The sequence below is a fragment of the Trichococcus flocculiformis genome, from assembly GCF_900113645.1.
Lineage (GTDB): Bacteria > Bacillota > Bacilli > Lactobacillales > Aerococcaceae > Trichococcus > Trichococcus flocculiformis.
In genome coordinates this window covers 1-15,580 of record NZ_FOQC01000015.1, presented here as the reverse complement: position 1 = coordinate 15,580, position 15,580 = coordinate 1, and the positions used below count along the sequence as shown (strand labels likewise).

The 15,580-nt window shown below is 50.6% G+C and carries 16 protein-coding genes; 6 read left to right on the top strand and 10 right to left on the bottom strand.

Annotated elements, in window-relative coordinates:
* A complete protein-coding gene (locus tag BMZ71_RS07170) occupies positions 1-1,239 on the bottom strand; it encodes an OFA family MFS transporter (RefSeq protein ID WP_218142785.1) in 1,239 nt (412 codons plus the stop codon).
* 244 nt (positions 1,240-1,483) lie between these two features.
* Here BMZ71_RS07170 and BMZ71_RS15060 point away from each other — a divergent pair, with 244 nt between their 5' ends.
* On the top strand, positions 1,484-2,617 hold the full coding sequence (locus BMZ71_RS15060) for a Maf family nucleotide pyrophosphatase (RefSeq protein WP_218142781.1): 1,134 nt from the start codon (positions 1,484-1,486) through the stop codon (positions 2,615-2,617).
* 70 nt (positions 2,618-2,687) lie between these two features.
* On the opposite strand, the gene BMZ71_RS07155 is transcribed toward BMZ71_RS15060, so the two are convergent.
* Positions 2,688-3,257: a sugar O-acetyltransferase gene (locus BMZ71_RS07155; RefSeq protein WP_086989249.1), complete on the bottom strand. Its 570-nt coding sequence runs from the start codon at positions 3,255-3,257 to the stop codon at positions 2,688-2,690.
* Between the two features lie 169 nt (positions 3,258-3,426).
* On the opposite strand from BMZ71_RS07155, the gene amrB reads away from it, so the two are divergent.
* Entirely contained in the window at positions 3,427-3,918 is a 492-nt protein-coding gene (gene amrB, locus BMZ71_RS07150; protein WP_177187530.1) for an AmmeMemoRadiSam system protein B, read from the top strand.
* Between the two features lie 65 nt (positions 3,919-3,983).
* Entirely contained in the window at positions 3,984-5,216 is a 1,233-nt protein-coding gene (metK, locus tag BMZ71_RS07145) for a methionine adenosyltransferase (RefSeq protein ID WP_086989251.1), read from the top strand.
* A gap of 133 nt (positions 5,217-5,349) precedes the next feature.
* Here the strand turns inward: metK and queC are convergent, their stop codons facing one another.
* From queC to BMZ71_RS07125, 4 genes are all read right to left on the bottom strand, one after another.
* Positions 5,350-6,009 (bottom strand): 7-cyano-7-deazaguanine synthase QueC, encoded by a 660-nt coding sequence (gene queC / locus BMZ71_RS07140; RefSeq protein ID WP_245734400.1) that lies wholly within the window; start codon positions 6,007-6,009, stop codon positions 5,350-5,352.
* A 9-nt stretch (positions 6,010-6,018) separates the two neighbouring features.
* Complete coding sequence (gene queF / locus BMZ71_RS07135) at positions 6,019-6,519, bottom strand: preQ(1) synthase (RefSeq protein WP_086989253.1); 501 nt, start codon at positions 6,517-6,519, stop codon at positions 6,019-6,021.
* Between the two features lie 18 nt (positions 6,520-6,537).
* Positions 6,538-7,035, bottom strand: coding sequence for a QueT transporter family protein (locus BMZ71_RS07130; protein WP_086989254.1), 498 nt, complete (start codon positions 7,033-7,035; stop codon positions 6,538-6,540).
* Between the two features lie 154 nt (positions 7,036-7,189).
* Positions 7,190-8,287 (bottom strand): RNA-guided endonuclease InsQ/TnpB family protein, encoded by a 1,098-nt coding sequence (locus BMZ71_RS07125; RefSeq protein ID WP_086989255.1) that lies wholly within the window; start codon positions 8,285-8,287, stop codon positions 7,190-7,192.
* A gap of 435 nt (positions 8,288-8,722) precedes the next feature.
* On the opposite strand from BMZ71_RS07125, the gene BMZ71_RS07120 reads away from it, so the two are divergent.
* From BMZ71_RS07120 to mnmH, 3 genes are all read left to right on the top strand, one after another.
* Entirely contained in the window at positions 8,723-9,199 is a 477-nt protein-coding gene (locus BMZ71_RS07120; RefSeq protein ID WP_086989256.1) for an SRPBCC family protein, read from the top strand.
* A 166-nt stretch (positions 9,200-9,365) separates the two neighbouring features.
* Entirely contained in the window at positions 9,366-10,814 is a 1,449-nt protein-coding gene (locus BMZ71_RS07115) for a DEAD/DEAH box helicase (RefSeq protein ID WP_086989257.1), read from the top strand.
* A gap of 145 nt (positions 10,815-10,959) precedes the next feature.
* A complete protein-coding gene (gene mnmH, locus BMZ71_RS07110) occupies positions 10,960-12,009 on the top strand; it encodes a tRNA 2-selenouridine(34) synthase MnmH (RefSeq protein ID WP_177187529.1) in 1,050 nt (349 codons plus the stop codon).
* Between the two features lie 197 nt (positions 12,010-12,206).
* Here mnmH and BMZ71_RS07105 read toward each other — a convergent pair whose 3' ends face one another.
* Genes BMZ71_RS07105 through selD form a run of 4 tightly spaced genes read right to left on the bottom strand, consistent with a single transcriptional unit; the run spans position 12,207 to position 15,329 of the window.
* Positions 12,207-13,367, bottom strand: coding sequence for an aminotransferase class V-fold PLP-dependent enzyme (locus tag BMZ71_RS07105; protein ID WP_086989259.1), 1,161 nt, complete (start codon positions 13,365-13,367; stop codon positions 12,207-12,209).
* Entirely contained in the window at positions 13,360-13,632 is a 273-nt protein-coding gene (locus BMZ71_RS07100) for a putative Se/S carrier protein (protein WP_086989260.1), read from the bottom strand. Before BMZ71_RS07100 ends, BMZ71_RS07105 begins: the two co-directional genes overlap by 8 nt.
* Positions 13,629-14,252 carry a sulfurtransferase-like selenium metabolism protein YedF gene (gene yedF, locus BMZ71_RS07095; RefSeq protein ID WP_068561867.1) on the bottom strand — a complete coding sequence of 208 codons (624 nt, stop codon included), beginning with the start codon at positions 14,250-14,252 and terminating at the stop codon, positions 13,629-13,631. The genes BMZ71_RS07100 and yedF overlap by 4 nt, the downstream gene beginning before the upstream one ends.
* Positions 14,253-14,294: 42 nt before the next feature.
* Positions 14,295-15,329 carry a selenide, water dikinase SelD gene (selD, locus tag BMZ71_RS07090; protein ID WP_086989261.1) on the bottom strand — a complete coding sequence of 345 codons (1,035 nt, stop codon included), beginning with the start codon at positions 15,327-15,329 and terminating at the stop codon, positions 14,295-14,297.
* Positions 15,330-15,580 lie beyond the last annotated feature (251 nt).

The following is a 15,580-nucleotide window of genomic DNA, read 5'->3' as shown; positions in this document are numbered from 1 at the left end:
TCAGTGGTGGACGGGATGTATCTTTTTTTGGTCCGATTTGGCCCGTAACAGGAAAGCGCTGATGAAGAAAGCGACAGCATACATCGCCAAGATGGCATACAAGACATTGTTATACGAGCCGGTCTTCGCGATGATGAGGGCGCTCAGCTGGTTACCGGACAAACCGGCAAAAGCCCAAGCCGATAAAGTCAGTCCATGGACAGTACTGATGGTCTCCATTCCGAAGCGGTCCGCCAATAGCGGTGGAAGACTTGAAAAACCACCGCCGTAACCGGCGTTGATGACACATAGCAACAAAATGATCAGCGGCACGATGGCATTGTCCACTCCGTTCGCTAAAAGCGTAATCGTCGTAGCTCCAATCGATAGCCCGAAAATCCAAATATAAATGGTATTCCGGTCCTTTAGCCTATCGGCGAACGCCGAAAATCCGAGCCTTCCGCCGGCATTGAAAATCGCAGTCAAGGAACTGATCGTGGCAATTGCGCCAAAACCAATGGAATGAAGCAGATCCTTTTCCTGGGAGATGAGTGCCAGTCCGCAAGTGATGTTGAGATAAAACATCAGCCAGATGCCGATGAATGTCTTATTCTTGAAGATATCAAGCGTATGGGTGCCTTTTGCCTGTGCGCTCACTTCGACCCAATCCGCCGGCTTCTTCAAAAGAAGATGACCCGCGAACATCATGATGAAGTAGACAACAGCCAGGATGTAGAATAGCTTGTAGAGACGAGAAGGATCAGCGAGTGTACCGTCTGAGTTTGTTGCACCCAGCAACATCTCGATGATTGGGCTGGCGATTACTTTGGCCAACCCGAACCCTGCAACCGCTATTCCAGTGGCGAGGCCTTTGTTATTCTTGAACCAAAGCATCAAGGTCTTTACCGGCGAAAGATATCCGATACCGCACCCGATGCCCATCAAAACGCCATAGCTCAGGAAAATCCCGATCAGCGACTTTTGCTGGATGAAAAAGCCGGTACCAGCCATTCCTGCTGCGAAGCACACAGCTGCAATCAAGGAAGCCTTATGGATATCCCTTTCGACGATTTTACCGGCGAAAGCTGCCGACATCCCGAGACAGAAAATTGCCAGACTGAAAGCCCATTCGACCTCGCCTTTCGGCCTGCCGATGTAGTCGGCGATGCCCCCTTTCAGCAAAGACCAACAGTAGACTGTGCCGATGCTGCAATGGATCAGCAGTGCCGGGATAGCGGCTCGCATCCATTTATTTTCGATATTGTTCATTTTGAAGCCCCCCTTAGGTAATGATAATATGGATTGCGTGAATATTTTATCAAGCTATCGTAATCATACTCTCGATCCGCAGGGAATGCAATCGCTTTCCTGAACAGTGAGAGAGGGCGGTTTGTCTAATCCGGACAATGTTTTTTCCCTAGGAGGCCGCCCAGATGGAATTCTCTGGAAAAATCGAAAATTTGTCGGTAATATGAACTATGTACAGAAAGGGAGGAATCAGCGGATGAAAGTTGAGATCAGGAAAGCGGATCTTCAGGATTTGGTTGCATTGAAAATAATTGAGGATGCGTGTTTTCCGGAAGCCGAGGCAGCGACGCTAGCATCACTCAGCGAGCGGCTGAAACTGTTCCCTGAAAGCTTCCTTGTTGCCGAAGTCGAGGGCGAATTGGTGGGGTTCGTGAACGGGGCAGTCATCGATGAACCGATCATCCGCGATGCCCACTACCATGATGCTGGCCTGCATAATCCGGAGGGTGCTTATCAAAGCGTATTCGGTTTGGATGTGGATCCGGCTTTCAGAAGGCAGGGAATTGCGGAAAAGTTGCTTATGGCACTGATAGATGCCAGCAGGAAAGCGGCCAGAAAAGGCTTGACGCTTTGCTGCAAAGAAGAAAAGATCCCTTATTATGAGAAATTCGGGTTGGTGAACAGCGGCAAATCAAGTTCAACGCATGGGAATGCTGTTTGGTATGACATGATTTTGCACTTTGAAGAAGAAAGGGTAGAACAAATGAATCCGAAAATCATATTGGCGAGCCAATCGCCAAGACGCAGCGAGTTGCTGTCCTTGTGCATAAAGAATTTCGCGGTCCAGGCTGCGGATATCGACGAAAAAGCGATAGAAGAACGCATCCTCGCCGAAGCGGGACAGGATCCGTTCGTTGAACCGGCCACTGAGCTGGTGGAAACGTTGGCGCGGGAAAAAGCGGCGGTTATCCACCGTGAGAACAGCGAAGCGATGGTCATCGGCTCCGACACTGTGGTCATGTTGGACGAAAAAATCCTCGGCAAACCGGTTGATGAGGCCGATGCCTATGCGATGTTGCGCGCACTGGCTGGTAAGACCCACTCGGTCCTGACCGGCGTTAGCATTTTATGGGGCGAAAAGGAAGAGACCTTTGCTTCTGAGACGAAAGTCAGCTTCTTTGAGTGGGATGATCGCATGGAGGCGGAAGTGAAGGCATATGTGGCATCGGGCAAGCCGATGGACAAAGCCGGAGCATACGGCATCCAAGAGGAAGCTGCGCTTTGGGTTTTCGGGATCGAAGGGGACTACAATACGATTGTCGGGTTTCCAGTCGCCTTGGTCGATAAAGCCATCCATCGGTTGCTGACGGAAGAACAGACAGAGAAGTAGTTGTTGAAAGCAAAGAAACGATCGCGCTCAGCTGGATGCAGCTTACGCGATCGTTTTTTTACTCGTGTATTTAGGACTTGGCTTCGGAAAGTTCGATTTGGCGGATGACGCGCGCCGGGTTCCCTGCAATCACGACATTGTCAGGAAAAGATTTAGTCACGACACTGCCCATACCGACGACAACATTGTCCCCCAGCGTGACCCCCGGACCGATTACGGAAGAGCCTCCGATCCAGACGTTGTCACCGATCGTGATCGGTTTGCCGTACTCCGTTCCACTGTTCCGTTCGACCGGATCAATCGGATGGGTGGCCGTATAAAAGCTGACGTTCGGTGCGATCATCACGTTGTTCCCGAATGTGACCGGGCAGGTGTCCAGTATCGTGCAATTGAAGTTCGCATAGAAATTCTCGCCGACAAAGATATTGGAACCGTAGTCCAATGAAAGCGACGGCTCCATGTAGATTTTCTGGCCGGTCTTCCCGAACCAGTTTTTCAACAGCTCGCTGCGCTTGCGGGGGTCTATTTCGTCGTTGAATGCGCGCATGTTTTCACGTGCGTTCTGCCTTAAGGCGACGAGCTCCGCATCACCGGCCAAATAGGGTTCTCCGGCGATCATTTTTTCTTTTTCTGATTTCATTTTATACTCTCCTGACATATAGTATTTTTACTAATTATAGCCCAATATTCACCAACTTGATCAATAAAATGAATCAGAGGCTATTTTACTTTTTCGTTTACAAAAAAATTTATGCCAGTATCAAGGCATGGTGGATTTTTCGGAAATCTGCCTGTTAAATTTTTGTATTGTGAAACCGCATGAAGGCCACGGTTTTGAAGTGCCCATGCATTATCTCGACAGACAACTGCCGCCCAACCTGGAAACGGAAAAGATTTTGGTGACGGTGCCTTCCTACGAGCACTACTACGAATGGGGAAAACGTTATGGGGAAGCTTACGACCGATCGGATCTGCGCACTGCCATCATCGCTTCTTCCGATCTGTCGCACGTGCTGAAGCCGGAGGGGCCTTACGGCTACCATTCGGCGGGGCTTTTGTTTGATAAATTAGTGGTCAAAGCCATTAAGGAAAAGGATGCCGGGCAGCTGTTGCGGTTGGATGCCGGGTTCCTTGAAAGGGCGGCGGAGTGCGGGTTGCGCTCCATCCTGTTCCTGACGGGAGCGTTCGAAGGCAGGGCATATGAAGCGGAAGTGCTCTCCTACGAAGGTCCTTTCGGGGTCGGTTACCTTGTCGCAACCTTCATGCCTTCGGAGTCCGAAGAGCAAATCAAGGATGCGTGAAGTTTGTAAAACAAGTTTTTGGAAGGTTGTGTCATTCATTTTTTAATAAAAAGAGGCGATAAAGTATGAAGAGAACATTTTTCACCTCGGAATCGGTCATGGAGGGGCATCCGGATAAGCTCTGCGATCAGATAGCCGACGGGATATTGGATGCCATTCTGAAGGAGGATCCGTTCGCGCGGGTGGCTTGCGATGTTTCCGCCAGTACTGGTTTGATCACGGTTTTCGGCCAGATCACGACTGTCAGCACGGTGGATATTCCGGCCATCGTGCGGTCCATCATTCAGGCTGTCGGCTACACGGACAGCGACTTTGGTATCGATGGGAAGGCTTGTTCCGTCCTGATCGGTTTGGACAGGCAATCACCGGATATCGCTGCGGGGGTCGGCTCCTCTTTGGAAAAGCGGCTCGGATCGGACGATGAAGCGGACCAATTGGGAGCAGGCGATCAGGGATTGATGTTCGGCTATGCCTGCAAGGAAACGCCGGAGTTGATGCCGCTGCCGATCATGTTGGCTCATAGGCTGGCCAAAAAGGTTGCCGAGCTGCGGAAATCAGGGGAACTGCTCTATCTGAGGCCGGACGGAAAAACGCAGGTGACCGTGGAATATGCGGACGGCCATGTCAAAAGGATCGAAGCGGTCGTGATCGCCTGTCAGCATGACGAATCGGTCGATCAGGAACGGATCAGAGAGGACATGCTTCGAATGGTGATTCCGGCCGTTATCCCGGCGGAGCTGTTGGATGATCAGACGAAATATTTCGTCAATGCCACCGGCCGTTTCGTCATCGGCGGTCCTGCAGGTGATTCGGGATGGACCGGTAAAAAGATTATCGTCGATACTTATGGTGGTTATGCACGGCATGGCGGAGGCTCCTTCTCCGGGAAGGACCCGACCAAAGTCGACCGCTCCGCCGCATACGCTGCCCGATATGTGGCGAAGAACGTCGTGGCTGCCGGCTTGGCAGACAGCTGTGAAATCCAGCTGGCCTATGTCATCGGAGTGGCGAGGCCCGTTTCCGTCCGTGTTGAAACGTTCGGGACGGCTAGCCTCTCCGAAGAATTAATCGAAGAACTGATCAATAAGCACTTCGACCTGCGTCCAGCTGCAATCATCCGCAATTTTGATCTGCGGAAGCCAATCTACAGAAATCTTGCTTGTTATGGACATTTCGGCAGGCCCGAATTGGATCTTCCTTGGGAGCGTACCGATAAGGCCGATTTGCTGGCTGATGAAATGAAAGCTTTGAATAAGGATATGGAAAATCAGGAAGGGAATGCTGGACAAGGACAGTAAGCTGGATAGGCAGGAAAGCAAACGTTTGCTTCTGTATGTATGGTGACCCAGAGACTGGACAGTTGCCTTTGGTGAAAACAAATAGCCCTCCGGATGATCCACAGCAGCGGAACAGCCAGAGGGCTATTTTTTCTTATTTATTCAAATATTCTGCCAGTCCGGCGTTGCGGAGTTTGCAGGATGGGCACTCGCCGCAACCGCCGGGGACTCCCATATAACAAGTATGGGTATGTTCCTCGATGTAGGCGAGGCAACCCAGCTGATCCGCCAGCTCCCATGTCTGCGCTTTGGTCAGGTACATCAACGGCGTTTCGACGTTGAAATTGTAATCCATGGCCAAGTTCAGGGTCACGTTCATCGATTTGACGAACACATCGCGGCAGTCTGGATAGCCGCTGAAGTCCGTTTCGCACACGCCTAGGATGATGTTGCGGATGCCTTTGGACTTGGCAAAGATGCCGGCCAGCAACAGGAATAGGGCGTTCCGGCCGTCGACGAAGGTATTCGGATAGTCCTCAGCATCGGCTTCCTTGATTGTCTGCGACTCATCCATCAATGCGTTCGTCGTGACTTTGCCCATGACGCTCGCGTCCAGGATGTGGTGCTCGACCCCCAGATCGTTAGCGATCCAGGCCGCCCGTTCCAGTTCGATGCCATGGCGTTGGCCATAGCTGAAGGAAAGGGCCACTGTGTTTGCCGCGCCGTACTTTTGGATGGCTTGGATCAGGCAAGTCGTGGAATCCTGCCCGCCTGAAAAGATGACCAAGGCTTGTTTTTGCGTTGTCCCGTTCACATTTTCCATCTAGCGGTTATCGACTTTCTCGGGATAAAGATCGTGCTGCGCCAATCGTTGCCAAGCCACGTCTGCCCATCTTGTGTCGGGTTTGCCGTAGTTGCAGTAAGGATCGATCGAGATGCCGCCTCTCGGTGTGAATTTGCCCCACACCTCGATGTATTTCGGCGCCATCAATGCAATCAGATCCTTCATGATGATGTTCATGCAATCCTCGTGGAAGTCGCCGTGGTTGCGGAAACTGAAAAGGTAAAGCTTCAACGATTTACTTTCGACCATGATCTCTCCCGGGACGTAGGAAATGTAGATGGTCGCAAAATCGGGCTGTCCCGTCATCGGGCACAAGCTTGTGAATTCGGGGCAGTTGAATTTCACAAAGTAATCGTTGTCCGGATGCTTGTTCGGAAAAGTTTCGAGGACTTTCGGATCGTAGTCCTGCGGATATTTAGTCTGTTGGTTGCCCAATTGGGTGATGCCGTTCAGATCGGCTTCATTTCTGCCTGCTGTCATTGTGGTTCCTCCTTGCGCTTAAGATTTTAATAGTGCACTTTTGTAGAATCGTTTTTCCAGTGCCTGCACCAAAAAGTAGCCGACGAATGCCGGTACCGATTGGCCGATGCAGAGGCTGACGACAAGAGGCAGGAACGGGATGGCCAACAGTTGCGACAGGTAGATCGGCACAACGATTCCAGGGATGAAGATGATCGGCAAAATCAGACACCACTTCGGCAGGTTGTATTTGCGGACAGCGTAAACGAGCGAAGCCGTGATGATACCGACGAGGGTTCCTCCAAGCATGTCAATGATCCCAAGTCCGCCGAAGAACAGGTTCGACATAAGATTGGCGAGACCAGCCGGGATGATCAGAAACGGGTTAAAATAAGCTAGGGCGTAAAGAGTTGTGGCGATGCGGATTTGATATTGTCCAAAAGCGAAAGATTGCGTCAGAGCCATGATGACGATATACATAGCGATGTACATTGCTGAGAAAGTCAATTTTTGTGTTTTTGTGAATGTTTTTTGCATCAGTCCACCGTTGCCATAAATCTAACTAAATCTAGTTTATGTTTGCTTCCCTGTTCTTCGTGCCCGATTTGGTCCTGACGGACTACTTTCGTTTGATGCAGCACTCCGAGGGCGTAAATTCCGATGCAACGAATCGTACATATCCGAGCTACCGTTAGACTGCTTGGTAATCCCTCAGATTATAGCTTGCGTTCAGATCCCTATCGCAATGGTGGCCGCATGTGCAGTGATAGACCCTGTCACTGCGTTTCAGGTCCTTTTTGAGCGTTCCACAGTTGTTGCACAACTTGGAGCTCGGAAACCACTGGTCTGCTTCCACAAATTCAATGCCATTTAGTTCGCATTTGTATTGCAGGCATTGTTTGAAGAAATAGAGTTTCTGATTTGCGACCGCCTTAGCCAAATGCTTGTCTTTCATCATGCCGCGGATGTTCAGCGTTTCCATCACAATGCGGGAGGGTTTGGATTTCACGATCTCCGCGGTTGTTTGATGGACATGATTGGTTCGGATGTTGGCTAAGCGTCTGTGCTGCCTTCGGATTTCACTTTCTAGATTTAGGAGATGTTTAGATTTAGGCGTTCCTTTTTTGTATTTTTTGCTTGCACGCCGCTGCAATCTCTTGAGGCGTCTCTCCGCTTTCCTCACGGAGGCTGTCTTGTTGATGTTGTTGTAAAAAACACCATCGGAGGTGACAGCTAACTCCTTGATGCCGATATCCACCCCGACATTCCGACCATCCAATTTAACTTTTACCGGATTCACCTCGATGCCAACCGTCAGATACCAGTATTTGCCGTCGAATTTGATGCGCGGGTTGTAGTATTTGCAGTCCACGGGCAAAGGTTCGTTGGTTTTCACCCAACCGATTTTTTCCAACAGAACGTGGTTGCCTTTCACTTTCAGCTTGACACAGTCATTGTAGAAACTCGGTTTGGAGCGGCGTCTGGTCTTAAATCTGGGATGCTGAGCTTGCCCATTGAAAAAGGCTTTGTAGGCTCTGCAGGCATCCTTGACCGCTTGTTTGACAACATTGTTGGACACGTCATTCAACCATTCGTATTTCTTACGTTTCTTCATCTTGGTGATGTGTCTGCGCAGATCATTATCGCTGATGAACGTCCCACCGAAGCGATGGTTCATTTCCTGCATTCGAATCGTGTAGTTGTAAGCCCAACGAGCAACGCCTGCTGCTTGGTAGAGTTTGGAAGTTTCGCCTGTAACAATCAAACGGACCTTCTTAGTCAGCATCATCTCGGATCATCCCTTTCTATACACAAAGTATAGAGGAAATGAAATCAAAAATAAAAGAATTGAATGCATTTGAGGAGATTTTTGTAGACTGTTTAAAAGCCTCATAATACTTTATTCAACGCCTTACAAGAATAGACAAAAAAAGACGCACGGATGCCGAGAAGGTTGTATCTAAGGATAACAAGCCATCTCAAAAAACATTCCTGCGTTTTGATTGCATGATTCTATTTCCCTAGTTTTATTTAACGACAGGATGGTTACGAACTGTCTCGAACAGTTTAACAAAGAATGGTGTTCTTGCCAAGAGTGGTTTTCGAAGTTTATCAAGCCAAGTTTGTATAAGGGAATTTATTTGATTATGAATGAAGATAAAGATAACGCTATCGCAGTCGTAAATGAGGGCAGTAGGTTCAATCAGCAGGAAGGATGAATAAAATGGACTACATCAAAAGCCACATCAAGAAAAGTATTTTTATCGAAGCACCACTGAGCAAAGTATGGCAATACGCCGCCAATGTGGGGAATTGGCAAGACATTCATGAGGGCCTGAAAATCGTCAAGCAGATCAGCGGGGACGGCGGCATGTCCAGTGTATACAAAGCAGAATACGACATGTTCGGGAAAATGGTGCCGGTGAACATCGAAGTGCAGCAGGCGGAGCTGTTCCCTGAGGAGTTCATCATGCGCGCAGCCATCCGGGTGGACACGGTCGATCCGGCCGAAGATTCTTTCGTGCGGCAAAATTACACGGCCAAAGCGGAGGAAGGCGGAACGACGTTACACTTGGAAAGCATCCAGAATATTCCTTATGTCGATAAGAACAAAACATTCGACAAAGAAGCTTACCAGGAAAAACGGTATGAAATGGCGCAACAAGCGATCGAGCGGATCAGGCTGTTCTGCGAAGAGTGAACTGGCGCAAGCGGTGATGGTGGAACTGGAAGCGGAACCCTTTGCGGGATTCAAACCCGGTTCCATTTTTTAGTCCCATGCTGCACCCTGTTTTCACAAAAACGCGGATTTATTACGTTTTTCCTGTTATACTGAGACGACAAATCAAAAGTGAAAGTAGGACAAGATGAATTATACAACATTTGAAGACTTCGCAATCAGCGAAGAAATCGTTACGGCACTAAAGGCATTGCGTTATTTCAAACCGACGCAAGTACAACAGGAGGTCATCCCGCTGACCTTAAAGGGCAAAGATATCATTGTCGAATCGCAGACCGGTAGCGGCAAGACCGTCAGTTTCGGCGTACCGTTGTGCGAAAGTGTGAGCTGGGAGGAAAACCGTCCGCAAGCGCTGATTTTGGTTCCGACAAGGGAGCTGGCTCTGCAAGTGAAAGAGGACATCACCAACATCGGACGGTTGAAGCGGATTAAGGCTACTGCTGTCTTCGGCAAAACTTCCTTCGATACGCAAAAATCGGAATTGAGACAGAAAAGCCATATCGTAGTCGGCACTCCGGGCAGGGTATTGGATCATCTGCAAAAAGGGACAATGAAATTTGACAAGATACGCTACCTGGTACTTGATGAGGCGGATGAGATGCTGAATATGGGCTTCATTGAGCAAGTGGAAGCCATCATCGATTTCCTTCCGAAACAAAGACAAACGTTGTTGTTCTCCGCGACCATGCCGAGTGAAGTGGTGCGTTTGGCAAGCTTCTACATGAAAAACGACCGCGTATCGGTGAAAATGGAAAGCGATGAGGCATCCAAGCCGAAGATTCTGCAATCCTTCATCCGTGTCCAAGAATCGGGCAAAGCCAAGCAACTATTGGATCTGCTGACCGTTGAGAATCCGGACAGTTGCATCATCTTTTGCAATACGCAGGAAGCCGTAAACGGACTGTACACATTCTTAAGTAAAGCCGGTTTGCCGATTGATAAGATGCATGGCGGGATGGTGCAGGATGACCGCACTGCCGTTATGGAAGATTTCCGCAAAGGCAGGCTGCGTTATTTGGTGGCTACGGATGTGGCTGCGCGCGGGATTGATGTCGATAACGTGACCCATGTCGTCAATTACGATGTTCCCGAGGAGAAAGAAAGTTTTATCCACCGTACCGGCAGAACCGGCCGCGCCGGCAAAACGGGGGTAGCCTTGACCTTGGTTACGCCTAGTGAGGAAAGAAGCTGGCAGGGAGTGAAAGACTTCGCGCAGCAGGAAATCACCGAAATTGATCCGCCGAGCGCCCGCTTCGTGCAGCATCATAAAGCGGCTTTCGAAAAGAAACTGCAGGAACGGCCTGTCATCAAACGCGCGCGCAACCGGGAATTGAACAAGGACATCACCAAAGTCTATTTCAACGGCGGCAAGAAGAAAAAACTGCGCGCCATTGATTTCGTAGGTACGCTGACCAACATTCCCGGTATCGATGCGGATGACATCGGCATCATCACAATCCAGGAAAACGTGACCTACATCGAAATCCTGAACGGAAAAGGGCCGCATGTGATTTCTGAGATGCAGAACCGCACCGTCAAAGGCAAAGCGTTGAAAGTGCATAAAGCAAAGAAATAGATGCAGCAAAATTGAACGATTGAATGCAAAACGACCCGCATGTCTCCGTTAAATAAGGAGCTTGTCGGGTCGTTTTCATGCGCTTGCCTCAAGATTTTGGGTGGAATTCCTGACCGACAGAGGCTATACTAAGAATCAGAAAGTGGTGAACCAATTGAAACCAGTCGCAACGTATGAAGAAATAGAACAGCAACGCGGAGACAAATCGATTTTGTATGTGGATGTCAGGAGCTCTTCCGAATATGCGAAGTCGACTATACCAGGCGCCGTAAATGTACCGGTCCTGAATGATGAGGACCGGAAAGTGGTCGGGACGCTTTATGTTGCCGGCCGAATCGACGAAGCGAAAAGTCACGGTATCCAAGTCATTTCCCCAAGATTGCCGGAGATATTCAGCCTCTTCCAGGAATACACGAAGGCCTACGACCAAGTCGTCATCTTCTGCAGCAGGGGAGGATTCCGCAGCAATTCGATTTTTTCCTTGCTTAAATCTTTGGGGATGAATGTCCACCGGATGGAAGGCGGCTACAAAAACTACCGCAGCACGATCAATAATCTGATTCCCGTATTGTTCGAAAAGATCCAGTTTGTGACCCTCTATGGCAACACTGGGACCGGGAAAACAGCCATCCTGGAGCAACTGAAGAAACGTGGAGCCAATGTGCTTGATTTGGAGGCTTGCGCCAACAACAGAGGGTCCGTCTTCGGAGGCGTCGGTCTGAAGAAGAAACAGCCGCACAACCAAAAAATGTTCGAAAGTCTGTTGGTCGAGAGCGCAACCGGCTGGAAGGAACCGCTGGTCGTCTTTACTGAAGGCGAAAGCAAGCGGATCGGACAGGCCGTACTGCCGCCTGCGTTGATTGATGCGATGCAAAAAGGCATAAACCTGAACATCGAGGCTTCATTGGATTACCGGATCGGACAGATCAAAAAGGATTATCTCCACAGCAATGAAACAGAGCTTCTCGCGGCCCTGGACCGCTTGAAATCTTATCTGAATGAGGCGCGTGTCGAGGGCTACAAGGAACAAGTGCGCCAGCATGATTTCGAAGCTGTCATCGCAGATCTATTGGTGAAATACTATGATCCCCGCTACAACTTCAACAAAAAGGAATTTTCCGCCGTTTTCCGCAACGAAGACGCCGCAGCAACGGCCGAAGCCATTATGGAATGGATGAAGCAGAGGAACGATTGACTAGAGAGAAAATAAAACAGAGCAGCCGCCCTTGATGATTGGGGTGGCTGCTCTGTTTTATTTTTTACAAGAAGATACTCGCTATATTAAGCCTCTCCTGCTGTGGTTGTCCGATTCTTCGGGTTTATAGGACAACGCGAAGACCATTCGCAGTCCGGATGTCCGATTTTTTCCGGTTATCGGACAACTTTTGATTGTTACCCTTCTTCTGCCAAGCTCCTCAACGCTTTGGCTGCGTAGTCGATTTCCTCCACCGTGTTGAAGCTGGAGAAGCTGAAGCGGACCATACCGTTTTTTTCAGTTCCAAAAGCTTGATGGATGAGCGGTGCGCAATGGGCTCCGGGACGCACGGCGATGGAGTAGTCCATGAAAAGTGCATCGCTGAGGTCACCGGAGGACCAGCCCTCCAAATTCAGCGAAACGACCGGCGCGCGCTCCATGTTTTCAGCGAAGCTACCATAGAGAGTGATTCCCGGGATATTCTTGATCTGGTCATGGAAGCGGAAAGTCAGTTCCTGCAGGTGGCTAGTGATCGCTGCCAGCCCTTTCTGGCTGATGTAATCCAAACCGGCGGAAAGGCCCGCCAAGCCATGGACATTCTGGGTGCCGGCCTCGAAAAGGGTCGGCATCTCTGTCGGGTATTGCTTATCGAAAGAATGGAAGCCGCTGCCGCCGGTGAACACCGGCACGAATTCCAAGGGCCTGTCGCCGAGGCAGATGCCCCCCGTTCCTTGCGGGCCGTAGAGTCCTTTGTGTCCGGTGAAGCAGAGAACGTCGATGTGCAGTTTCACCATGTCAATATCGAGGACGCCTGCGCTCTGGGAAGCATCGACGATGAACAGCAGATCGTGCTCCCGGCAGAAGCTGCCGATCCGTTCCAGATCCGCCACGTTGCCGGTAACATTCGAGGCATGGTTGACCACGACTGCCCGCGTATCGGGTCGCAACAGGCGTTCGAAATCAGAATAAAGGAGCGTCCCAAACTCATCAACTCCGACAAAAGATAGGGCAGTGCCCTGTTCTTCCAGTTGGTAAAGCGGACGCAGGACGGCGTTGTGCTCTGTCACTGTCGTGATGACATGGTCCGCTGGCGTCAGCAAGCCCTTCAGGACCAGGTTCAGCGATGCGGTGGCGTTTGCCGTGAAAGCGACGTTTGCCGCATCCGGCACACTGAACAGGGCTGCCGTTTTCTGGCGCAGCCTTTCCGTCAACCGCAAAGCGTTAAGAGAAGCGGTATGGCTGCCGCGTGCCGGGTTGCCCAGCTGAGCGTCGGCGATGGCATGATAGACAGCTTCAGCCACCGCGGCCGGTTTCTTCAGCGTGGTTGCACTGTTGTCGAAATAATAAAGTTCAGTCATGCCATTCCTCCACAGTTTTTATCCGGTTCTCAAAACGCACTTCGTAGCAGCCATCGTTGGAAATGGCCTGCTCCGACAACAACAAGCGGACAGCGTTCAGTTCGTCGAGATGCGTCTGCAGCACCAATCCGCATCCGGCCGAAATCTGTTCCGGCATGGGAATCAGCCGGCATTCCCGATCGGCATCCAGGATAATAGCTTCAGCGGCTGCCGCGGCCTGAGACGTCGGAAACGCGACGATACCGTAATGTTTGCGGTCGATCATGGCGATACGGTCTTGGCGGTGCGCAGGATTTCAACGATGCGGTACATGTTCGTGAAAGTACCCACAGCCAATTTGTCCTTCACGCCGTAAAATTCTCCGCAAATGCCGCACGTCAGCACCTCGACGCCGTCTTCCTCCAGCGCTTTGAGGTCGTCCAATACGGCTGAACCTTCCGTCGTCAGCAACGCGCCGGCATTGTAGCAGAGCACTTTGTCGGGCAGAACTTCCTGCTCCGTCAGGGAAAAGAGGAAGCTTTTCATCAGCGTTCGGCCCAATTCTTCGCTGCCGTTGCCGATGAAGTCGCTGTTCAATACGACGACATAACTTGCTCCGGATGGTGCGACTGTGTCGGTGGCTTGCTCCGGAAGCGCGGTGTGTTCGGCGGCGTGTGCTTCGTTACCGGCATTCGGATCTGAAAGCTGGACTTCATAAAGGGAATCGTTGATTTTTTCGACTTGGACTGAAAGCTTCAGTTGCTCCGCCATCTTGGCAAGGTTCTGCGTCGCAATCTCATTGTCCACGCTGATGAGTATGGCCTCCCCGTTGCTCTCCTTCAAAGCCCGTTTGGTCAGAATGACCGGCATCGGACAAGCTTGTCCGACTGCATCTATTTTTTTCATGATCGTTTCCTCCTGGTTAAGTCATATTTTTTCATGCTTTTCTCAATGGACGACCGTAATCTTCTTGGCGCCTTTTTCGGTCACTTCGCCGATGATGGCGCAGGGCAACAAGCCCAATGCTTCAATTTCAGCAAGCAGAGCGGCCGCTTCTTCGACAGGGACGCTCACCAGCAAGCCGCCGGATGTCTGCGGATCGAAAAGGATTTCCTCCAAGGCATAGTCATCGATCTGGAAGTCCACATCGTCTTCCAAGTGATTCCGGTTACGCTGCCCGCCGGCTGTGATCAGGAATTCCTTGGCTCCCTGATAGGCTCCACTCAGGCAAGGCACACTGTCAGCATAGACCGTCGCTGAACAGCGGTCGCTGACCATTTCCGACAGATGCCCCAACAGGCCGAAGCCGGTGATATCGGTGCAGCTGTGGACTGTGTAATTTTTCAGGACTTCCGCCGCATAACGGTTCAGCGTGGTCATCGAGACGACCGCCTGATCGAAGGATTCCTGGGCCATTTCCCCGGCGCTGTAGGCCGTCGTGATGATGCCGGTCCCCAATGGCTTCGTCAGCAGCAGGACATCGCCCGGCAGACAAGTATCATTCCGGTAGATCCGATCGGGATGGACTCTTCCCAATACTGATAGACCGTATTTGGGCTGGGGATCGTGGATCGAATGTCCGCCGACCAGCACGCCGCCTGCCTCCTGGACTTTCCTGAAGCCGCCCGCCAATATTTTCCCGAGTGTATCGGTACTTTTTGTTTCGGGCCAGCAGACGATGTTCATAGCCGTCAGCACTTCGCCGCCCATCGCAAAGACATCGCTCAAGGCATTGGCAGCAGCGATTTCCCCGAAAAGCGAGGCATCCGCGACCATTGCGGGAAAGAAGTCCAACGTCTGGATCATGGCCGTCTCGGCGTCTATCCGGAACACGGCCGCATCATCGGACGAGTCGAAACCGACCAAAAAATTCGGGTTTTCCTGTTTCGGAAACTGGCTGAGAAGATCACCCAGCACGCCGGGGCCGATTTTCGCATTGCACCCCCCGCAGATAAATAGTTCATTTGATAATTCCTGTTCCATATTTCTCACTCCTGTAGGTCATGACGTACTGTCAAAGTTTAGCTCTGCCAGACGTTCAATTTTGTATTTTTTCGTTGATTTAACGGGGTTAACGACAAAAACAACTTGCCACCCCCCAATTTTTGGTTAATAGTGATGGTAACTACACCGCACTATTTCCCCAAAAGAAAGGAAGATGACAAGTTGCTACCTCTATTATTAACCTATTTAGTTGATATTATCAAGCGTCAACGAATGATTATTCTTGCGTT